We start from the raw sequence: 20,140 nt of genomic DNA on the forward strand, positions 1-20,140 counted from the left end.
ATGCTAGGCGTGCCGCGCCGGTTTGTGCAACGTTGCATACGCTTTGCGAAAACAGCCTACACGGCAGATGGCATCTGCCTGTACACCGTAGCCGCTTTGCGCCGACAGCACCAGCGTGTTGCCCCGCAGCGCCGCCGGGCTGCATTACCATTCCCCCAGCTTTTTTGACGACAGGTGCCCATGAACAATCTGCTGCGTGTTTTCCACCACCCCCAGGCGGCCATGGTGCTGCTGCGTATCACCCTGGCTGTGCTGATGCTGTTCCACGGCTGGGCCAAGATCAGCAAGGGGGTGGGCGGCATCGAATCGCTGGTGATGAAGGCCGGCCTGCCTGGCTGGGTGGCGTACGGCGTCTACCTGGGCGAAGTGGTGGCGCCGCTGCTGATGCTGGTGGGCCTGTGGGTGGTACCCGCCGCCATCGTGATGGCCATCAGCATGCTGTTTGCGCTGTTTCTGGTGCACACCGGGCAGTTCCTGGGGCTGCACCCCACGGGCGGCTGGGCGCTGGAGCTGCAGGCCTTCTATCTGGTCTGCGCCATCGTGGTGGCCATGGGCTACAGCAAGGGCAAATAGGCGTCTGGCGCTTTGACACCTGGGCGCCCGCCCCGGCGCCTGCAAAGGGCAACAAAAAAGCGACAGGCCTGCCTGTCGCTTTGTGCAGGGCGGCGGCGCCGCTTACTGGATGGTGATCTTGGCCGCCTTCACGATCTCGGCCGACTTCAGGCGGTTTTCGTGCACGGTCTTGCGGAACTGCTCGGGCGTCTCGAAGCGCAGGCTGTTGCCGCTGTCTTCCAGGCGCTTCTTGATCTCGGGCTGGTGCAGCACCTGCTGGATGGCCGCGTTCAGCTTGTTGACGATGGGCGCCGGCGTGCCCTTGGGGGCCCACAGGCCGAACCAGATGGCACTGTCAAAACCCTTGGTGCCGGGCAGACCGCTGGCGGCCACGGGCGGCACTTCCGGCACGGCCGCAATCGGCTTGGCGGTGGTGGCGGCCAGCAGCTTGAGCTTGCCGCTCTTGTAGTGCGGCAGCACGGTCTGCACCTGGTTCATGATGCAGCAGGTCTCGCCGCGCAGCACCGAGGTGATGGCTTCCGGACCGCCCTTGTAGGGCACATGCACCATGTCCAGGCCCAGGCGCCAGTTCAGCTCGGCAAACGCCATGTGCGTGCCGGTGCCATTGCCCGTCGAGGCAAAGTTGTACTTGCCGGGGTTGGCTTTGACTTCCTTGACGAACTCGGCCAGCGAATTCACCTTGATCACATCCGGGTTGATGGTCAGCACATTCGACACATCGACCACCGGGGCCACGGCCTCGAAGTCCTTCTCCACGTCAAACGGCAGCTTGGGGTAGAGGGCGGCATTGGTGCCGTGGGTGGCCGCCGTGCCGAACACCAGGGTGTAACCGTCCGGCTTGGCGCGGGCCACATACTCGCTGGCGATGTTGCCGGCCGCCCCGGGCTTGTAGTCGATGATCACGGTCTGGCCGATCAGCTTGGACAGCGGCTCCTGGATCAGGCGCGCCACCACATCCACGCCGGAGCCGGCGTTGAAGGTCATGATGATGGTCACCGGCTGGTGGCTGGGCCAGTCACCCTGCGCCAGCACGGCGGGGGCGGAAGTGGTCAGGGCAGCGGCGGCAAAGGCGCCCAGCAGGGTGCGGCGGTGAAAAACGGTCATGGGTGATGGCCTCAGCAAGCGGATCGGGTCTGATCTGGATCAATGACAGCCATGGTAGCCGTCCTTTCATAAGATTCCGGCATGTGTTTATATGCATGGCTGCAGGTGACAGACGTGCACGCCGCACCGCCCCAATAATGTGGCCATGCCCCGCGACCACCTGCTCCTCCACCCCCAGCGCGTCCCCGTCACGCCGCTGGACGCGTCCACCCTGCTGCTGCTGCGCGACCTGCCGGACGGCGGCTGTGAAGTGCTGATGACCCGCCGCTCCGAGCGCGCCAGCTTCGCGCCGGGCATGTATGTCTTTCCCGGCGGCGGTATCGAGGCCCAGGACGCACAGGCCGGCGACGATGTAGTGCGCAGCCGCGACGGGCTGGACGCCACCGGCCGCACGGCCGCCACCGCGGCATTGCGCGAAACCTTCGAGGAAATGGGCCTGCTGCTGGCCGTGCATGCCGATGGCAGCCCCGCCACCCAGGCCGATGTGGATGCGCTGGACCGCCATGCCCCGCTGTGGCCCCAGTTGCGCGCGCGCGGCCTGCGGCTGGACGTGGCCCAGCTGTGGCAGATCGGCCACTTCACCGCCGACCGCAACCTGCCCAAGCGCTTTGCCGTGCCCTTTTTTGTGGCCCGCATGCCGTCCGGCCAGACACCGGAGCCCGACAACCGCGAGCAGTTCGAGCCCGTCTGGGTGCAGCCGGCCCGGGCGCTGGAGCGCTTCCAGGCCCGGCAGATGCCCATGATCTTCCCCACCATCCGCACCCTGACGCGGCTGGCCCAGCTGGGCAGCACCGAAGGCGTGCTGGCGGCCGTGGTCAACGGTCCGCTGTGGAAGCATTCGCCCCGCACCGGCCTGCAAAGCGGCAAGGAAGCGCGTTTTACCGAGGACGAAGCCCCCTACGGCGAGCTGGCCATGGTCTGCCCCGACGGCCAATGCCTGCACCCGCTCGACTGGCAGAGCGAACACCCCGTACCGCTGCGCAAGAACCTGCTGCGTCTGACGGCCCCCAACGCCAGCGTGATGACCGGTCCCGGCACCAACAGCTATCTGGTGGGGGAGGCGGCCACGGGCTTCATCGCCATCGACCCCGGTCCGGCCGATGCCGCCCACATCCAGCGCCTGTACGACGCCGCGGGCGGCGATATCCGCGCCATCGTCTGCACCCATTCCCATGCCGACCATGCCCCCGGGGCCTTTGTGCTGCAGCAGCTGTGCCAGGACCGGGGCGTCCCCCGCCCCCAGATCCACGGCCTGCCGTCCGCCCCCACGGCCTCGGCATCTGCCCGGTTCACCCCGGATCTGGCACTGCAGGATGGAGAGCGTCTGGTGCTGTCTGCCCCGCCGCCGCCAGGCCAGGACCTCCCCGTCACCCACACCCTGCGCGCCGTGTTCACGCCCGGCCACGCCGCCAACCATGTCTGCCTGGTGCTGGAAGAGGACGAGCTGCTGTTCAGCGGCGACCACATCCTGAACGGCAGCACGCCCATCGTGAACCCGCCGGACGGCAATATGGACGCCTACCTGCGCTCGCTGGACACGCTGGATGCCATCTGTGCGCAGGAAGAGATCGACTTCATCCTGCCCGCCCACGGCTATGTGCTGGGCGCCGCGCGCGCGGTGATCGCCCGCCTGAGAAACCACCGCCTGGCACGCGAGGCCAAGGTGCTGGCCGCCATGCAGGCCCTGCCCGGCGGCAGCATACAGGACTGGGTGCAGCACGCCTACGCCGACACCCCCCAGCCGCTGTGGAAGCTCGCAGAACGCAGCCTGCTGGCCCATGTGGAGCGCATCCAGGCGCTGGGGCTGGCACCGGCTGCCTGACGCTGGCACCTCACCGGATCCGCACACAGCAACCCCGCTTTTTGGCCGTCGCAGATACCGCGAGGCCCACAGGCCATCGCGGGCCTCGTAGACTGCGCGCTTATGTCACCGACTGAACACCCCGAAGCACAGGACGAAGGCGTCCGCCTGTCCAAACGCCTGGCCGCCCAGCTGGGCTGCTCGCGCGCCGAAGCCGAGCTTTACATTGAAAGCGGCGCCGTGCAGGTGGACGGCATCACCGTCCAGACCCCTGCCACCCGCGTGCGGCCGCAGCAAGCCGTCAGCGTCAAGGAAGGCGCCAAACCCGAAGGCGCGCCCCCCGTCACCTTGCTGCTGCACAAGCCCGCCGGCTACACCGTGCGCAACCCCCAGGGCGCACGCGGCCACACCCGTGGCAAGGTGGGCAATGCCTACGATCTGCTGGTGCCCGAGAACCTGGCCGATGTGGACACGCCAGCGCCCATCCTGGTGCTACAAAAGCATTTCAAGAACCTGGAATGCCTGCTGCCCATTCCGGTGCCCGCCAGCGGCCTGATGGTGTTCACCCAGGACCACCGCGTGGCGCGCAAGCTGCAGGAAGAAGCGCTGTACCTGGAGCAGGAATGCATTGTCGAAGTGCGCGGCACCATCGATGAAGGCGGCCTGGAGCGCCTGTGCGACGGCACCTCCATCGACGGCAAGCGCCTGCCCCGCATCAAGGTCAGCTGGCAGAACGAAACCCATCTGCGCTTTGCGCTCAAAGGCATCTTTCCCGAAGAGATTGCCGAGATGTGCGAATGCGTGGGCCTGGAAGTGATCGGCATGAAGCGCCAGCGCATCGGCCGCATCTCGGTGGCCAAGCTGCCCGAGGGACAGTGGCGCTACGCCATGCCCTGGGAGCGGTTCTAACCCCCCGTTGCGGCGCGGCGTCCCGCCGGGCGAGGCCCCCGCCCGCACCACCGGCGCGCCCCCAGCCTGCGGCGGCGGCCGCACCCGCCGCCCGGCCATGGCGCAGTGCGGTGAATCGCCCACCGGCGGGCCCCTGCGCCGCGGCCCGCCATCTGGCAAATTCTTTTCAGCACCGCCACGGCCCGCACGTGCAAATGCATAGCTGCGGATGCACGCACAGCCTTCCCTCCAATGAGAAACACCTGGAAGCTAGGATGGCTGGTGTGCGTATCGATCCGGAAAGTTGAAAAATTCTTTTCAGCTTGCGCGCCACCCTCGGCACCTACGGCATCCACGGAAACAAAAACCGCGCTCCCAGTGGCTGGAAGCGCGGTTTTTGTGTGGAATCTAAAAGTGTGAAGTTCGCCTGTAAGCCGGATTCTGTGCACAACGGTTGCCCGCTGCGTGACCGCCATTACTCTGGGCTGGGGGTCGCCCCACCAGCTCGATGCTACCTACCCGCACACTCCGGGGGCCCCGTCAACGTGTGCCTACTTGGTATTGCTGCGCGTAGAGATTGCCCGTTTCACCCTGGATGGTCTGCCTTGCGGCACTCCTGCCAGACTCGTCTCTGTTGCTCTGATCCTCACCTCACGGTGGACAGCCGTTAGCTGCTACGCCGCCCTATGCAGTCCGGACGTTCCTCCAGTGCGGCCTTTCGGCACCAGCACCAGCGGCGGTCCAGCGAACTTCACAGCGCGCATTATCGCCGGTCTGGCGCCCGTCTGCCGGCAGGCCCGGGCACAACCCTGCGCTACAACAGGTTCAGGATGCTGTAGCCCATCAGCAGCAGCAGGCAGATCACGGCCACCAGCATGGTCCAGGGGCCCCAACGCTGATCACGGTAGGAAAAGCCGACCATCAACAGCACGCAGCATGCGCCCAGCAGCAGCATGGTGTGATTGAACGTGAGCAACAAGGGGAACCTCCTTTGCATGAAGACACCGGCCCATTGTTTCGCGCCACAGGCGTTTGCGGGCCACCGATCACCCGGCGCTTGATGTGCATCAAGTGCAAGCTGCAGTTTCTGCGCGGCGCACGGCTTTGGCAGCCCGGACAAGCCCGTAGCCAGGGGAGCACCACAGGCTGCCGCCGACCCCTTCTGCAGGGCATATTCATATTCCGTCCAGGCGGAACAAGTGCGCCACAATGGCCGTTCCCGAATTCCACCCACCTGCTGGAGAGACCATGAAATTCGACAACGTTCTGCAAACCATCGGCAACACGCCTGCCATCCGCATCAACCGCCTCTACGGTGCAGGCGCCAATGTCTGGATCAAGTCCGAGCGTGGCAACCCGGGTGGCTCCATCAAGGACCGCATTGCGCTGTCCATGGTGGAGGATGCGGAGAAGTCCGGCGCGCTGAAGCCCGGCGGCGTGATCATCGAGCCGACCAGCGGCAACACCGGCGTGGGCCTGGCCCTGGTGGCCGCCGTCAAGGGCTACAAGCTGGTCCTGGTGATGCCCGAGAGCATGTCCATCGAACGCCGCCGCCTGATGCTGGCCTATGGCGCCACGTTCGACCTGACACCCAAGGAAAAGGGCATGAAGGGCGCCATCGCCCGCGCGCAGGAACTGGCCGCACAGACGCCCGGTGCCTGGATTCCCCAGCAGTTCGAAAACCCCGCCAACGTGGCGGTGCACGAAGCCACCACCGCCCAGGAAGTGCTCAAGGACTTCCCCGAAGGCATTGACGTGCTGATCACCGGCGTGGGCACGGGCGGTCACCTGACCGGCGTGGCCCGGGTGCTCAAGGCCAAGTTCCCCAATCTGAAGGTGTTTGCCGTCGAGCCTGCGGCTTCGCCCGTGATCTCCGGCGGCCAGCCTGCGCCCCACCCCATCCAGGGCATCGGCGCCGGCTTTGTGCCCAAGAACCTGGACACCAGCCTGCTGGACGGTGTGATCCAGGTGGATGCCGAACCCGCCCGCGAATACGCCCGCCGCGTGGCGCGCGAAGAAGGTCTGCTGGTCGGCATCTCCTCGGGTGCCACGCTGGCCGCGATCGCACAGAAGCTGCCTGAGCTGCCCGCAGGCGCCAAGGTGCTGGGCTTTGCCTACGACACCGGCGAGCGCTATCTGTCGGTGGAAGGCTTCCTGCCCACCGCCTGAGCGCCGGCCACGCCGCCCCAGACAACCGCCTGAGCGCTTCCGCCAGGCGGTTTTTTGTTGCCACCCCATGGGCACCACCGGTGCAGCACCCCGCCTGCGCGCGCAACTAGGGTTCCCGCCAAGCCGGTGCCTGCCATCCGCGCCCAGAATCGGGCGCCATGCTCTCACCCAGCCAAATCATTGTTCTGGCCCTCCCGGTGTTCCTCGCATTGATGGCCCTGGAATGGGCCATCGGCCGCCGGCGCGGACGCAACACCTACGCACTGGCCGATGCCATCACCTCGCTGAACCTGGGCGTGCTGAGCCAGACCAGCGCGGTCTTCACCAAGCTGCTGACGCTGGGCATCTACACCGCCGTGGCCCACCACGCGGCCCTGTGGCGCCATGACGCCTTCTGGTTCAGCCTGCCCGGCTGGCTGCTGGCCCTGCTGCTCTACGACTTCTGCTATTACTGGCTGCACCGCATGGGGCACGAAGTTGCCGTGCTGTGGGCGGCCCATGTGGTGCACCACCAGAGCCAGGACTACAACCTGTCCACCGCGCTGCGCCAGACCAGCTCCGGCGCGCTGCTGGCCTGGATCTTCTACCTGCCGATGGCGCTGCTGGGCGTGCCGCCGCTGGTCTTTGCCGTGGTCGGCCTGATCGATCTGCTCTACCAGTTCTGGGTCCACACCGAGCAGGTGCGCCGCCTGGGCTGGTTTGACCGCTGGTTCTGCTCCCCCAGCAACCACCGCGTGCACCACGCCGTCAACGACGCCTATGTGGACAAGAACTACGGCGGCATCCTGATCGTGTGGGACCGGCTGTTCGGCACATTCAAGGAAGAAGACCCACACGACCCCTGCGTCTACGGCACCCGCGGCCTGCTCAACAGCTGGGACCCGCTGTGGGCCAATGCCGCCGTCTACCGCCAGCTGGTGCACGACAGCTGGCAGGCACGCCGCTGGAGCGACAAGGCCAGGGTCTGGCTGATGCCCCCCGGCTGGCAGCCGGCCGATGTGGCACAGCGCTTCCCCAAACCGGCGTTCGACCTGGCGGCACACCGCCAGCGGTTCGCCCCGCCCATGGGCCGCGCGCTGCGCCTGTTTGCGGTGCTGGACTTTGCGGCCCTGGTGGGGGGCGCCGTCGCTTTTCTCTGGCAGGCCGACCAGGCCCCGCTGTCACGCAACCTCTGGGGCTTTGGCGTGCTGCTGGCCGGGCAGTGGACACTGGGCGCCGCCATGCAAAGCCGCATGCACTGGGGCCTGGCGCTGGCCCTGCAGGCAGCGGCAGCGGGTCTGGCCGCCCTGGCACTGGGCTAGCGCCATGCCAGGGCCGTGGGTTCAGGCCGTGGTCCAGGGCGAGCCATCCGCCGCCAGCTTCTCGCCCTTGCGGGCTGTGACCAGGCCATAGCATTCCGGATGGCGGTGCAGATCGAAGTCGAACGTGGTGCGCTTGTACACGGCGCAGAAATCCAGGTCGGCGCGGCCCAGCACCACTTCGTCGTCCTTGGTCGTGCAGCGCGCCACCACCTCGCCGCTGGGCGCCACCAGCAGGCTGCCGGCAATGCTGTCCACGCCCTCCTCCACGCCGCCCTTGGCCACGCTGGCCACCCAGCAACCGTTCTGGTAGGCCCCGGCCTGCACCGCCAGCTGGTTGTGGAACAGCGAGAGGTCATCATGCTGCGGCGCCGGCGCGTTGTGCACGGGCGTGTTGTAGCCGATGAAGATCATCTCCGCGCCCTGCAGCGCCATCACGCGGTAGCTCTCGGCCCAGCGGCGGTCGTTGCACAGCGCCATGCCCATGGTGCCGCCAAAGGCCTGGTACACATCGAAGGACTTGCCCGGCGTGAAATAGCGTTTTTCCAAATGTTGGAACTGGCGCCAGGGTTCGTGCTCGAAGTGACCCGGCACATGGATCTTGCGGTACTTGCCGACGATGCTGCCGGTCTTGTCCACCAGAATGGCCGTGTTGTACTGCATCAGCCGGCCGGCTTCCTCGGCCAGCTCGGCGTAGCCCAGGTAAAAGCCGATGCCCAGCGCCTTGGACAGCTCGAACAGCGGCAGCACCTCGGCATTGGGCATGCTGCGCTCGTAGTAGCTGTGCAGCTCGGCCTGGTCCTCGATGTACCAGCGCGGGAAGAAGGTGGTCAGCGCCAGCTCGGGGTAGACGATCACATCGGCCCCCAGGCTTTTGGCCTCGTGCATCATGGCGCACAGGCGCTGCACCACGCTGGCGCGGGAGTCGGCTTTCTGCACCGGGCCCAGCTGGCCCAGGGCAACGTTGACGATACGGGTCATTTCACATTCGCTTTCTATGGGGTGGACACGGCCCGGGCCGCTGCACGGCGCCCAGGCGGTCCGTTGCATTCACATGCGGTTCGCGCGCTCCAGCAGCACCTGCAGCAGCACATTCGCGCCCTGCTCCAGCTGCACGGCATCGGTGTGCTCGCGCACGTTGTGCGACAGGCCTGCGGCCGAAGGCACAAACACCATGGCCGTGGGGCAGACGCGGGCCAGCATCTGCGCGTCATGGCCCGCACCGCTGGGCATGCGCAAGGTGCTCAGACCCAGTGCGCCGGCGTGCTGCTCCACGCTGCGCACCAGCGCGGCATCGAAGGCCACGGGGGCAAAGTCCGCCAGCTGCCGGTGTGCAAAGCGCACCCCGTTCTCGGCCGCGATCTGCCGTGCAAAGGCCAGCACCTCGGCCTGGGCCTGCAGCAGCTTCGCGCCATCGGTGTTGCGCAGATCGACCGTCATCACCGCCTGCGCTGCAATCACATTGATCAGATTGGGTTTGAGCTGCAGGGCCCCCACGGTGCCCAGCTGCCGTCCGCCGTAGCGCGCCACCAGTTCGGCCACGCAGGCGGCGGTGCGCATGGCACACATGCCTGCGTCATGGCGCAAGGCCATGGGCGTGGTGCCGGCATGGTTGCTGGTGCCGTCAAAGGTGAACTCCATCCAGCAGATGCCTTGCACGCCTTCGACCACGCCGATCTCCACCCCTTGCTGCTCCAGCACGGGGCCTTGCTCGATGTGCAGCTCCACAAAGCTGTCCACCTGCGGCGCTCCCACAGGCGCCCCACCGGCATAGCCGATGCGCTGCAGCTCGGCGCCCACGGTGGCGCCGTTGTCCACGGCCCGGACTGCCAGCGCCTCCTCCAGCGGCATGCCGCCCACCATCACCAGACTGCCCATCATGTCGGGCTGAAAGCGTGCGCCTTCCTCGTTGGTGAAAAACGCCACCTGCAGGGGCCTGCGCGTGCGCAGCCCTGCGTCACATAAGGTGGCCACCACCTCCAGCCCCGCCATCACGCCGTAGTTGCCGTCATACAGGCCGCCGGTGCGCACGGTGTCGATATGGCTGCCAGTCATCACCGGCGGCAGGTCTTCGGTGCCGGCATAGGTTGCGACCACATTGCCGATGGCATCGACCTGCACCCGCATGCCCAGTGCCTGCATCTGTGCCACGGTCCAGTCACGGCCGGCCCGGTCGGCGTCCCCCAGGGCCAGGCGGTTGGTCCCGCCGCCCTCTAGCGCACCGAACTGGCCCAGCGCCTTCAGCCGCTGCAGCAGCCGCGCGCCATTGATGCGCAGGGTGTCCATCGCACTCATACGACCACCTTGTCGGCACGCTCAGCCACGGCTTGCGCAGTTTCGCCCACCAGCTCGGCATACAGCACCGGATCGGTCGCCGCCTCGCTGCCGAAGAACAGGATGCGGCTGCCTGCGTTCAGGCCCAGCAGGGCGCGTGCGGTGTCGCTCTGGCTGGCCGCCAGGGCCGCCGCCACACCGGCCACGGCCGACTCGCCGGCGACGATCACCGGATCGGCCTCCAGCGGATGGGCCAGCAGGCGCATGGCCTGCACCGCCGCGCTGTCGGAAATCACGCAGAACGCATCCGTGCCCTTTTCCAGGATTTCCCAGGCCAGGTGCGAAACCTCGCCGCAGGCCAAGCCCGCCATCAGCGTGTCGATATCGCCCGTCACCGCAGTCAGTGCGCCCGCCTTGGCGCTCTGCGCCAGGCAGTCGGCCTTGTCGGGCTCCACCACCACATAAAAAGGGCGGTCGCCCCCATCGCGTTCCCAGAAATAGCCGCAGACTGCTGCCGCCAGACCGCCCACCCCCGCCTGCACAAATATGTGCGTGGGGCGCTCCTGCAATTGCGCAGCGGCCTCTTCCACCATCAGCTGGTAGCCCTGCATCACATCGCGCGGCACATCCATATAGCCGGGGTAGGAGGTGTCGGAGATCACGAACCGGCCGTGCATCTGCGCATCGGCATCGGCCTGGCGCACGGCATCGTCGTAATTGCCGCTGGTGCGCACCACCTGCGCACCGTACTGTGCAATGGCCTCCTTGCGGCCTTCGCTCACCGTGGCGTGGATGTAGATCACGCACTGGCAGCCGAAGCGCTGCGCGCCCCAGGCCACGGAACGGCCATGGTTGCCATCGGTGGCACAGGTCACGGTGATGTTCTGGCACAGCGCACGCATTTCCGGGCGCAGCAGATCCTGGGTGCCAAGCGCACGGCCGAGCTTGCGCCCCAGCTCGCGGCACAGCAGACGGGCCACCGCATAGGCGCCGCCCAGCGCCTTGAAACTGCCCAGGCCAAAGCGGCCGCCTTCATCCTTGTAGTGCACGCTGGCCACGCCCAGTGCGCGGGCCAGCGCAGGCAGGCTGTGCAGGGGCGTGGGGGCATAGCCTTGCCATTGCGACAGCTCGCGCTGCGCCAGGGCCAGCGCATCGGCCCCCAGGATGTCGGTGCGACGCGCACCATACGGCGTCATGCGGTTGGCGGCAGGGTTGGCAAAGCAATCCACGGTCAGGGCCGGGAGGGAAGCAGAAGTCATAGGGGCTTTCAACATCAGGGACAGAGAGAGGGGGAGAAGACACATCACGCCCGCCAGCGGCGGGTCACAACTGGGGTTCCAGGTCATCCAGCGCCACATGCAGGCGCTCGATGCGTTCCAGCCGCTCCTGGGTAGGAACGCGCTGCTGCTGGGCCAGGGCGCTGGCCAGAAAGTTCACCAGGCTGACGGCACACACATAGGAATCGAACAGGCCCTGCGGGCTACTGGCGCCACAGCGCAGCACCACCTGGGCCTGCATGGCCAGGGCGGACACCGGCGCATCGGTCAGCACCAGCGTCTGGGCCCCCACGGCCTGCGCCGCAGCCAGCAGGCGCGGCAGGCGCGTGCTGCGGCGGCGAAAGTCCACGGCCAGCAGCACATCCTTTTCCGAGGCACTGGCCAGCAGATCCGCTTCGCGCCCGGCCACATCGTTGAGGCTGCCGACCTCGCCCCGCACCTGGGCCAGCAGCGACTGGGCATAGAACGCGGTCAGGTGGCTGTGGCGGTAGCCCACCACCCAGACCTTGCGCGCCCTGACCAGCATGGCAATCGCCGCTTCCAGCTGCGCCTCGGGGATGGACTCCGCCCAGGCATTCAGCAGGCTGGCATCGGCCTGCAGATGGGACTGGAACTGCTGCGCCAGGCTGCGCTTGCGGCGTGGCTGCTCCATGCGCGCCAGGGGCGACTGCTGCAGCTGCGCCGCCCGCAGGGCCTGGCGGAATTCGTCATACCCGGCATAACCCAGGCTGCGGAAAAAGCGCGCTGCGCTGGACTTGGACGTGCCAGCCAGTCCGGCCAGTTCCGTGGCCGAATAGCCCAGCAGCTCCCGCTGTCGGGTGAGCACCATATCGGCCAGCTTGCGTTCGGCCGAGGACAGCTGGGCATAGACATGGCGGATGCGGGCATCCAGCGTGCTGGGATTGAGCGAATCGTGCATGGAATGGAACCTTGTCTCCAATTTGGGGAGCGCGCACCACCATGGGGCGCGGCTTGCACCGTGCATGAAACGAACGTGCCAAAAATATGAAACAAGGGCACAAAAGTTTCAAAAACACCGTCCCTGCTTGCAAAACCGATGCCTGCTTTGGCGCTCTGTAGAAAAAGCCATCGGCAGTCCCCCAGGTCGGCACGTACACCCGGGGTGCGGACACCGTCCGGCACCGCCCCGGCACCGCAAACAGAAACCCGCGTTTCAAGCTGGCACGGTAAATGCTCAAGCAGTGCACCCGCAACTTTTTTGCTTCCCGGAGTGCACCCATGTCCTTGAGCCGCCGCACCTTCACCGCCACCACACTGGCCGCCATCGCCCTCTCCGTTTCTGCCGGCGCCATGGCGCAAGAGGACAAGTCGCTGCAGCGCGTGCTCGACAAGAAGTCGATCGCCCTGGGCATTCCCACCGATTACCCTCCCTACGGCTTCATGGGCCCGGACTTCAAGCCCACCGGCGTGGACGTGGCCACGGCCCAGCTGATTGCAGACAAGCTGGGCGTCAAAGCCGAATTCGTGCCCCTGAGCACCCCCAACCGCATTCCCTACCTGCAAGCCAACAAGATCGACCTGATCGTCTCGGCTCTGGGCAAGAACGAAGAGCGCGCCAAGGTGATCGACTTCACCACCTCGTACGCCCCCTTCTTCCAGGCTGTCTTCGGCCCCAAGGACATCGCCGTCAAGAGCTTTGACGACCTGGGCGGCAAGACCCTGGCCGTGACGCGCGGCACCATCCAGGACGAGGCCCTGCTGCACCTCGCCCCCAAGACGCTGAAGATCCAGCGCTTTGAAGACGACAACGCCACCATGGCCGCTTTCATGACGCAGCAAACCCAGTTCGTGGCCGTGGGCGCGGCCGTCGCCGGCGCCGCACTGGCCAAGAACCCCAAGGTCCAGGCCGAATACAAGCTGCTGATCAAGGACTCGCCCAACTACATCGGCGTGCGCAAGGGCGAGACCGCGCTGCTGAACAAGGTCAATGACATCCTGCGCACCGCCAAGCAGGACGGCACGCTGAACTCCTACTCCAAGAAGTGGCTGGGCCGCGACATGGGCAATCTGCCGGACTGACCACCGGTGGACCTTCGGGACGGACCCACGGGTCCCTCCCGCCTGGTGCGCCCGCGCCGCCAGGACCTGACTTTGGATATTGCACAGAATCGAGAACGGGGCCACGCCCATGGAAATGAACTTCGCAACGGTGCTGGGCCAATGGCCCATGCTCCTTCAGGGCCTGTGGCTCACCGTGCTGCTGACGGCCTTTGCCGTGCCACTGGGTGTGCTGCTGGGCATCGCCTGCGCCTGGATGCGCCTGCACGCCGGCCTGGCGGTACGCAACCTGGTCGCCTCCTATGTGGAGGTGTTCCGCAACACCCCTTTCATCATCCAGCTGTTCTTCCTGTTCTTCGGCCTGCCCTCGCTGGGCCTGCGCATGTCGCCCGAGGTGGCCAGCGTGCTGGCCATGACGCTGAACCTGGGAGCCTACGCCTGTGAGCAGATCCGTGCCGGCATCGAAGCCACGCCGCGCGGCCAGATCGAAGCCGCCCAGTGCCTGGCGCTGAACCGCATGCAGATCTTCACCCGCGTGGTGCTGCCTCCCGCACTGAGCCGTGTCTGGCCGGCCCTGACCGGGCAGATCATCATCGTGATGCTGGGATCGGCAGTGTGCAGCCAGATCTCGACCGAGGAAATCTCCTACGCCGCCAACCTGATCTCCAGCCGCACCTTCCGCAGCCTGGAGTCGTACATCGTGGTCACCCTGGTCTACCTGGGCCTGGCCGTGCTGCTGCGCCAGTTCCTGAACTGGTTCGGCCCCCGTTGTGTCTTTGGCCGCCATCGCTGATTTCGGAGTGTTTCCCCATGGTTGAATTCACGTACTGGGACATTGCCCGCCAGTTGCTGCTGGCTCTGCGCTGGACAGTGGGCCTGTCTCTCATCGCTTTTGTCTGCGGCGGCCTGCTGGGCCTGGGCCTGCTGGTGCTGCGCCTGTCCAAGCTGCCCGGTGCCGTGCGCGCCGTGTCGCTCTATGTGCAGCTGTTCCAGGGCACGCCCCTGCTGATGCAGCTGTTTCTCACCTACTTCGGCATGGCGCTGATCGGCATCGAGACCTCGGCGCTGATGGCGGCCGCCGTGTGCCTGACGCTGTATTCCGCCGCCTATCTGTGCGACATCTGGCGCGGCTGCGTGGAGGCCGTGCCCCACGGCCAATGGGAGGCTTCGTCCTGCCTGGCCATGAGCTTCACCGAACAACTGCGCCACGTGATCCTGCCCCAGGCCATGCGCCTGGGCATTGCCCCCACCGCCGGCTTTGGCGTGCAGATCATCAAGGCCACCGCGCTGACCAGCGTGATCGGCTTTGTGGAAGTGACCAAGGCCGGGCAGCTGATTGCCAACGCAACGTTCGAGCCCTTCCTGGTCTACGGCTGCGTGGCCGCGCTGTACTTCGTGCTGTGCTTCCCGCTGTCGCTGTGGAGCCAGCGCATGGAAAAACGCCTGCGTCCCCGCACCTGATGGCACGCCTCCCCCTGTTTCCCCTGACGACTTCTGGATTGCGCACATGAACGCCCCTGCATCCTCTCCTTCCACCTTCCCCCTGGTCGACATCCGCGGCCTGCGCAAGCGCTACGGCAGCAACGAAGTGCTCAAGGGCGTGGACCTGCAGATCAACCGCAGCGAAGTGGTGTCCATCATCGGCAAGAGCGGCTCCGGCAAGAGCACGCTGCTGCGCTGCATCAACGGCCTGGAAACCTTTCAGGAAGGCCAGCTGCTGGTGCATGGCCAGCCGCTGCAGGCCGACAACGCCCAATCCCTGCGCGAGCTGCGCAAGAACGTGGGCATGATCTTCCAGAGCTTCAACCTGTTCCCCCACCTGAGCGTGGGCCGCAATGTGATGCTGGCCCCCTCGCTGGTGATGCGCCAGCCGCAGGACACCGCCCGCGCGAATGCCGAACGCCTGCTGGATCGCGTCGGTCTGGCCGAGAAGTTCGACGCCATGCCGGACCAGCTCTCCGGCGGTCAGCAGCAGCGCGTGGCCATTGCCCGCGCCCTGGCCATGGACCCGGAAATCCTGCTGTGCGACGAAGTCACCTCGGCCTTGGACCCGGAGCTGGTGGCCGAAGTGCTGGGCGTGGTAGAAAGCCTGGCCGAACAGGGCATGACGCTGATCATGGTCACGCACGAAATGAGCTTTGCCCGCAAGGTCAGCGACAAAGTGGTCTTCATGCACCAGGGCAAGGTGCACGAAGTCGGGGCACCGGAGCAGATTTTCGGTGCGCCGCAAACGCCGGAGCTGCGCCAGTTCCTGGGCATGGTCACAGCCTAAAGGCCCAAGGGCTGCACGGCCCAGCGCACCCTACAGGCGCCGGCCACCAGGCGGTGCCGGCATTCGCCAGCCTCCGCCAGGCATGTCCTGCCCCCGCGGCCCCGGACCGGGCACTGGGGTCTTCCCCCCGGTTACTGGGGGCATGCACCTTTCCATTGGTAGTCCTGCGCCAGGTGCATGGAACGGGGGCCAAACTGCAGCTGGCTGCGCACTTCCAGGCGGTCCGGCGCCGGGCGCCGGAACTCCATCACCGCCGGCACCAGCTCACGTCCGTCCTGCGGGCACCGCAGCTCCAGCACACCCAGCGCGTCGGTGTTGCTCGTCAGCTGGATGGTGCAGCGCTGCTCAGACTGCACTGTGGTCACCAGCTCCTGCAGACCACGGGCCAGGCCCTCGGCCGACAGACAGCCCAGCTGCGGCGGCGTCGCCTTTTCCGCGTGGTCGACACGGCTGGTCAGCTCCCACTGCCCGCCGGGAATGGTTTTCAGCACTTCGATGTCCTGAACCGTTGGGCCTTGCGCGGCCTGCACAGCCCCTGCCAACAGGCACATGGCCAGCCATGCGCTCCCGCTCTTCATCCGTTTGCAATATGCTTTCAATCTCTACCTGCTTTCGCTTGAATCGGCGGCCCCTGTAGCTCGCAGCAGCCCGGGCAAAGTATAGGCAGCGATCGCACCCGCCACGGGATACTGGCGCCGGCAGAGGTGGAGCCAATCTCCCCGCCACCGCACGGGCATCACCCGGGCCTTTTCCACCGGGTGGCCGCCCCACTACCATGGGCAGTACAAGGAGAGCTCGATCTTGTTCGGTTTATTTGAAAAACAGGTGCCGCCCTATCCGGCAACAGAACCCCCGGTGCCTCCCAAAGGCTTCTTTGCCTTTATCTGGGCCTGCACCCAGGGCATGCGCGGCTGGATTGCGCTGCTGACCTTCACCTCGGCCCTGCTGTCGGTGTACGAGGCACTGCTGTTCGCCATCATGGGCCATGTGGTCGATTGGCTGGGCACGGTCTCGCCCGCCAACTTCTGGGAACAGCAGCGCGGTACGGTGCTGGGCATTACGGCCATCCTGCTGGGCAGCGTGGCGCTGCTCGCCCTGCACACCCAGGTCATGCACCAGGTGCTGGCCATCAACTTTCCGATGCGGCTGCGCTGGGTCTTCCACAAGCTGATGCTGGGGCAGAGCATGTCGTTCTATGCGGACGAATTTGCCGGCCGCATCACCACCAAGATCATGCAGACCGCGCTGTCGGTGCGCGAAGTGGTGTTCATGGTGGTCGATGTGCTGGTCGGGGTCGGCGTCTACATGATCGGTATCCTGATCCTGGCAGCCAGCTTCGAATGGCGGCTGATGATTCCCTTCGCCATCTGGTTTGCCGCCTACATCGCCGCCTGTTTCTACTTTGTGCCGCGCCTGGGGCAGATCGGCAAGAAGCAGGCCGATGCGCGCTCGATGATGACCGGCCGCGTGACCGATGCCTATACCAACATCGCCACCGTCAAGCTGTTCGCCCACACGCGCCGCGAGGCCGAGTACGCGCGCAACGCCATGGAGGCCTTCAAGGCCACGGGCTATGCGCAGATGCGCCTGGTCAGCCAGTTCGAGATCACCAACCACCTGATGATTGCCCTGCTGCTGCTGGGCAGCGGCGGCACCGCCCTCTACCTGTGGACCCAGGGCCATGCCAGCGCCGGCGTGGTGGCAGCGGTGATTGCCATGGCGCTGCGCCTGATGGGCTATTCGCACTGGGTGATGTGGCAGATGACCGGCCTGTTCGAAAACGTGGGCACCATCCAGGACGGCATCACCACCCTGACCAAGCCCCGCTCCATCGTCGATGCGCCCAATGCCCAGCCGCTGCAGGTCACGCAGGGGGCCATTGCCTTTGAAGGCGTGGATTTCAGCTACAAGGACGGCGGCAAGAAAGTCATCGACCAGCTGAATCTGCAGATCCGCCCGGGCGAACGCATCGGTCTGATCGGCCGCTCGGGCGCCGGCAAGTCCACGCTGGTCAATCTGCTGCTGCGCTTTCACGAGCCGCAAAGCGGCCGCATCACCATCGACGGCCAGGACATCCGCAACGTCACGCAGGACAGCCTGCGCGGCGCCATCGGCATGGTCACGCAGGACACCTCGCTGCTGCACCGCTCCATGCGCGACAACATCCTCTACGGCCGGCCCGATGCCTCCGAGGCCGAGATGCGCGCCGCTGCCGACAAGGCCGAGGCCTCGGACTTCATCGCCACGCTGACCGACCTCAAAGGCCGCAGCGGCTATGACGCCCAGGTGGGCGAGCGCGGCGTCAAGCTCTCGGGTGGCCAGCGCCAGCGCGTGGCGATTGCCCGGGTGATGCTGAAGAACGCGCCCATCCTGCTGCTGGACGAAGCCACCAGCGCACTGGACAGCGAGGTGGAAGCCGCCATCCAGCACAGCCTGGATGGCCTGATGCACGGCAAGACGGTGATTGCCATTGCCCACCGCCTCTCGACCATTGCCGCCATGGACCGGCTGATCGTGATGAACGAAGGCCATATCGTCGAAGAAGGCACGCACCAGCAGCTGCTGGCCAAGGGCGGCATCTACGCCAAGCTGTGGGCCCACCAGAGCGGGGGCTTCCTGGCCGAGCCGGAGGACCCGGAGGACTGAGCCGAACCGCAGCCGCCAGCGCATCCCGCGGGCCGTTGCGGCATGCAGCGCGCCATCCGCTTCTCGCGCCTGCGATGTCTGATGCGCCTGCTGCCCGGATGCAAGCACACGGGTGCGCCTGCGAGAGGCGCACCATGAAAGCGGAAATCCATGAAAAAACGGGTGCCTGGGCACCCGTTTTGCGTAGGTCCTGCCCATTCACCGGGCGCAGTCCCCATCTTCAGTAGCGTTGACCGTAGCCACCGCCGGGCGGTGGGCCCGAGGGCCGGCCATCGCGGTCCCAGCGGCCGTCGCCGTCGCGGTCACCTCGGTGGTCATAACGGCCATCGCCACGACCGCCGTCCCTGCCATGGTCGTGCGGCGGAGGCAGTATGCAGCCCGTGAGGGCCGCCGCAGCCACCGCGGCGCCAGCCATTGCCAGCCAACGGGATGTACGCATGGGTTCGTCCTTTCCTGCAAGTGGTGATGGCACCAGCATGCCACCGCTTTGCACGCCGCTGTCCATCACGCAGGTAAAGACTGTAAGCAGCCTGCGCAGGCAGGCAGCGGGGACCGCACCGGAGCCGCGGGATGTGCCTGGGCTCCGGGTAGCGGTCAGCACCAGCCTCAGTCGTTCAGGCCCATGCTCTGCACCAAAGCCTTTTCACCCGCAAACGTGGTGCGTGCGAACTCGGTGTAGGTCTTGGCATCACGGTAATCGGTGCGGATGCCGTAGTTCTTGACGACGCGCTGGAAGTCGGGGTCCTGCAGCGCTGCCTTCACGGCCGCATCCAACTTCTCCACGATGGGCTGGGGCAGCCCCTTGGGACCGCCCACGCCCAGCGGAGACGGCACGACCACGTCATAGCCCTGCTCCTTGAAGGTCGGCAGATTGGGGAAGGCGGGCGAGCGCTGCTCGGACGCAATCGCCAGCGGACGGACCTTGCCCGATTCGATGAAGGTCATGATGCTGTTGGTGGACACCGAGGACTTGATGTGACCGGCCAGCAGCGCGTTCACGTTCTCGGCATCGCCCTTGAACGGCACATGCACAAATTCCGTGCCCACGGCCTTGCCCAGCAGCACCATGGCCACCTGGTTGCCGGAATACTTGCCGGGCGTGCCGTAATCGATGGCGCCGGGGTTCTTCTTGGCGTAGTCCACCAGATCCTTCAGCGTCTTGTGCGGCGCCGTCGCGGACACGCCCAGAATGAAGTCATAGGTGGCAAACGAGGCGATATAGGTCACATCGCGGATCGGGTCGTACGGCGTTTTCTGCAGGTACGGCTGGCGGAAGATGCCCACCGGGGTCAAGGTCAGCTTGTAGCCGTCGGGCTTGGTCTTGAGCATTTCCACCACGCCCATGGAACCGCCGGCACCGGGACGGTTTTCCACGATCACGCTCTGCTTGAGCAGCTTGCCCATGCTATTGGCCAGGGCACGCGCCAGCACGTCGGTGGTCCCGCCGGCCGCGTAGGGCACCAGCAGGGTGATGGGTTGGTTCGGGTAGTTGGCCTGGGCCTGGGCACCGGTAGCCCACAAAGCGGCCACGGCACAGGCCACGGCACCCCACGTACGACGCTGCATTCAAGTCTCCTCTTGCTCTTGCTTGCTCGAAAGAGCTTGCAATGTAGGTGCGTACTCCGGGGCAACCTTTACGGGAAACCCACATCAAGGGTTTACCCTTTATTCATCCATTCCCTGAGGCCCGATCCCAGCAATGGCGCGGCTTGTCGACCCGTTCCAGCAGCAGCGCAGCGCCTTCGATTGTCCAACACTTGTCATTTAGGCGACAAATCACAGGTTCATTTGCCGCCGCTTCGCGGGCTGCAGGATGGTC

18 protein-coding genes, 1 other RNA gene and 1 pseudogene are annotated in these 20,140 nt (G+C 66.1%); 10 read left to right on the plus strand and 10 right to left on the minus strand.

The genetic code is table 11. The annotated features are described in order from the left end of the window. Window positions 1–180 precede the first annotated feature (180 nt). Window positions 181–573 (plus strand): DoxX family protein, encoded by a 393-nt coding sequence (locus tag CT3_RS18050; RefSeq protein ID WP_066537825.1) that lies wholly within the window; start codon window positions 181–183, stop codon window positions 571–573. Window positions 574–675: 102 nt separating this feature from the next. Here CT3_RS18050 and CT3_RS18055 read toward each other — a convergent pair whose 3' ends face one another. Then, on the minus strand, window positions 676–1,677 hold the full coding sequence (locus CT3_RS18055; protein ID WP_066537826.1) for a Bug family tripartite tricarboxylate transporter substrate binding protein: 1,002 nt from the start codon (window positions 1,675–1,677) through the stop codon (window positions 676–678). Window positions 1,678–1,822: 145 nt separating this feature from the next. On the opposite strand from CT3_RS18055, the gene CT3_RS18060 reads away from it, so the two are divergent. Beyond that, on the plus strand, window positions 1,823–3,499 hold the full coding sequence (locus CT3_RS18060; protein WP_066537827.1) for an MBL fold metallo-hydrolase: 1,677 nt from the start codon (window positions 1,823–1,825) through the stop codon (window positions 3,497–3,499). Window positions 3,500–3,601: 102 nt separating this feature from the next. Next, the gene (locus CT3_RS18065; RefSeq protein WP_066537830.1) at window positions 3,602–4,387 is read left to right on the plus strand and encodes an RNA pseudouridine synthase; all 786 of its coding nucleotides are present in this window, start codon (window positions 3,602–3,604) and stop codon (window positions 4,385–4,387) included. Between the two features lie 393 nt (window positions 4,388–4,780). Here the strand turns inward: CT3_RS18065 and rnpB are convergent. Continuing rightward, window positions 4,781–5,119: RNase P RNA component class A (gene rnpB / locus CT3_RS18070), an RNA gene on the minus strand. Window positions 5,120–5,180: 61 nt separating this feature from the next. Continuing rightward, the gene (locus CT3_RS18075) at window positions 5,181–5,345 is read right to left on the minus strand and encodes a hypothetical protein (RefSeq protein ID WP_225608711.1); all 165 of its coding nucleotides are present in this window, start codon (window positions 5,343–5,345) and stop codon (window positions 5,181–5,183) included. Window positions 5,346–5,614: 269 nt separating this feature from the next. Between CT3_RS18075 and cysK the strand changes: the two genes are divergently transcribed. Continuing rightward, window positions 5,615–6,535 (plus strand): cysteine synthase A, encoded by a 921-nt coding sequence (gene cysK / locus CT3_RS18080; protein WP_066542020.1) that lies wholly within the window; start codon window positions 5,615–5,617, stop codon window positions 6,533–6,535. Between the two features lie 158 nt (window positions 6,536–6,693). Continuing rightward, a pseudogene (locus CT3_RS18085) lies at window positions 6,694–7,833 on the plus strand (sterol desaturase family protein); the annotation flags it as partial. A gap of 24 nt (window positions 7,834–7,857) precedes the next feature. On the opposite strand, the gene CT3_RS18090 reads toward CT3_RS18085, so the two are convergent. The 4 genes from CT3_RS18090 to CT3_RS18105 all read right to left on the minus strand — a co-directional run bounded on the left by CT3_RS18090 (window position 7,858) and on the right by CT3_RS18105 (window position 12,303). Then, window positions 7,858–8,814, minus strand: coding sequence for an N-carbamoyl-D-amino-acid hydrolase (locus CT3_RS18090; protein WP_066542024.1), 957 nt, complete (start codon window positions 8,812–8,814; stop codon window positions 7,858–7,860). Window positions 8,815–8,883: 69 nt separating this feature from the next. Then, window positions 8,884–10,128 carry a Zn-dependent hydrolase gene (locus CT3_RS18095; protein WP_066542018.1) on the minus strand — a complete coding sequence of 415 codons (1,245 nt, stop codon included), beginning with the start codon at window positions 10,126–10,128 and terminating at the stop codon, window positions 8,884–8,886. After that, window positions 10,125–11,366 (minus strand): diaminopropionate ammonia-lyase, encoded by a 1,242-nt coding sequence (locus CT3_RS18100; RefSeq protein ID WP_066542016.1) that lies wholly within the window; start codon window positions 11,364–11,366, stop codon window positions 10,125–10,127. Before CT3_RS18100 ends, CT3_RS18095 begins: the two co-directional genes overlap by 4 nt. A gap of 64 nt (window positions 11,367–11,430) precedes the next feature. Then, window positions 11,431–12,303: a MurR/RpiR family transcriptional regulator gene (locus CT3_RS18105; protein ID WP_066542014.1), complete on the minus strand. Its 873-nt coding sequence runs from the start codon at window positions 12,301–12,303 to the stop codon at window positions 11,431–11,433. Window positions 12,304–12,623: 320 nt separating this feature from the next. Here CT3_RS18105 and CT3_RS18110 point away from each other — a divergent pair, with 320 nt between their 5' ends. The 4 genes from CT3_RS18110 to CT3_RS18125 all read left to right on the plus strand — a co-directional run bounded on the left by CT3_RS18110 (window position 12,624) and on the right by CT3_RS18125 (window position 15,675). Further along, on the plus strand, window positions 12,624–13,424 hold the full coding sequence (locus CT3_RS18110) for a transporter substrate-binding domain-containing protein (protein WP_066542022.1): 801 nt from the start codon (window positions 12,624–12,626) through the stop codon (window positions 13,422–13,424). A gap of 109 nt (window positions 13,425–13,533) precedes the next feature. Next, window positions 13,534–14,196 carry an amino acid ABC transporter permease gene (locus CT3_RS18115; protein ID WP_066542013.1) on the plus strand — a complete coding sequence of 221 codons (663 nt, stop codon included), beginning with the start codon at window positions 13,534–13,536 and terminating at the stop codon, window positions 14,194–14,196. A gap of 17 nt (window positions 14,197–14,213) precedes the next feature. After that, complete coding sequence (locus CT3_RS18120) at window positions 14,214–14,864, plus strand: amino acid ABC transporter permease (protein WP_066542012.1); 651 nt, start codon at window positions 14,214–14,216, stop codon at window positions 14,862–14,864. A gap of 46 nt (window positions 14,865–14,910) precedes the next feature. Beyond that, complete coding sequence (locus tag CT3_RS18125) at window positions 14,911–15,675, plus strand: amino acid ABC transporter ATP-binding protein (RefSeq protein WP_066542011.1); 765 nt, start codon at window positions 14,911–14,913, stop codon at window positions 15,673–15,675. Between the two features lie 131 nt (window positions 15,676–15,806). Here the strand turns inward: CT3_RS18125 and CT3_RS18130 are convergent, their stop codons facing one another. Beyond that, window positions 15,807–16,166, minus strand: coding sequence for a DUF3617 domain-containing protein (locus tag CT3_RS18130; RefSeq protein WP_127446263.1), 360 nt, complete (start codon window positions 16,164–16,166; stop codon window positions 15,807–15,809). Window positions 16,167–16,476: 310 nt separating this feature from the next. Here CT3_RS18130 and CT3_RS18135 point away from each other — a divergent pair, with 310 nt between their 5' ends. After that, complete coding sequence (locus CT3_RS18135) at window positions 16,477–18,321, plus strand: ABC transporter ATP-binding protein (protein ID WP_066542007.1); 1,845 nt, start codon at window positions 16,477–16,479, stop codon at window positions 18,319–18,321. Between the two features lie 220 nt (window positions 18,322–18,541). Here CT3_RS18135 and CT3_RS18140 read toward each other — a convergent pair whose 3' ends face one another. Together CT3_RS18140 and CT3_RS18145 are read right to left on the minus strand one after the other, a co-directional pair. Next, window positions 18,542–18,760: a hypothetical protein gene (locus CT3_RS18140; RefSeq protein WP_177833920.1), complete on the minus strand. Its 219-nt coding sequence runs from the start codon at window positions 18,758–18,760 to the stop codon at window positions 18,542–18,544. 167 nt (window positions 18,761–18,927) lie between these two features. Next, window positions 18,928–19,887 carry a Bug family tripartite tricarboxylate transporter substrate binding protein gene (locus CT3_RS18145; RefSeq protein ID WP_066542006.1) on the minus strand — a complete coding sequence of 320 codons (960 nt, stop codon included), beginning with the start codon at window positions 19,885–19,887 and terminating at the stop codon, window positions 18,928–18,930. Window positions 19,888–20,140 lie beyond the last annotated feature (253 nt).

This window comes from Comamonas terrigena NBRC 13299 (assembly GCF_006740045.1).
Taxonomy (GTDB): domain Bacteria; phylum Pseudomonadota; class Gammaproteobacteria; order Burkholderiales; family Burkholderiaceae_C; genus Comamonas; species Comamonas terrigena.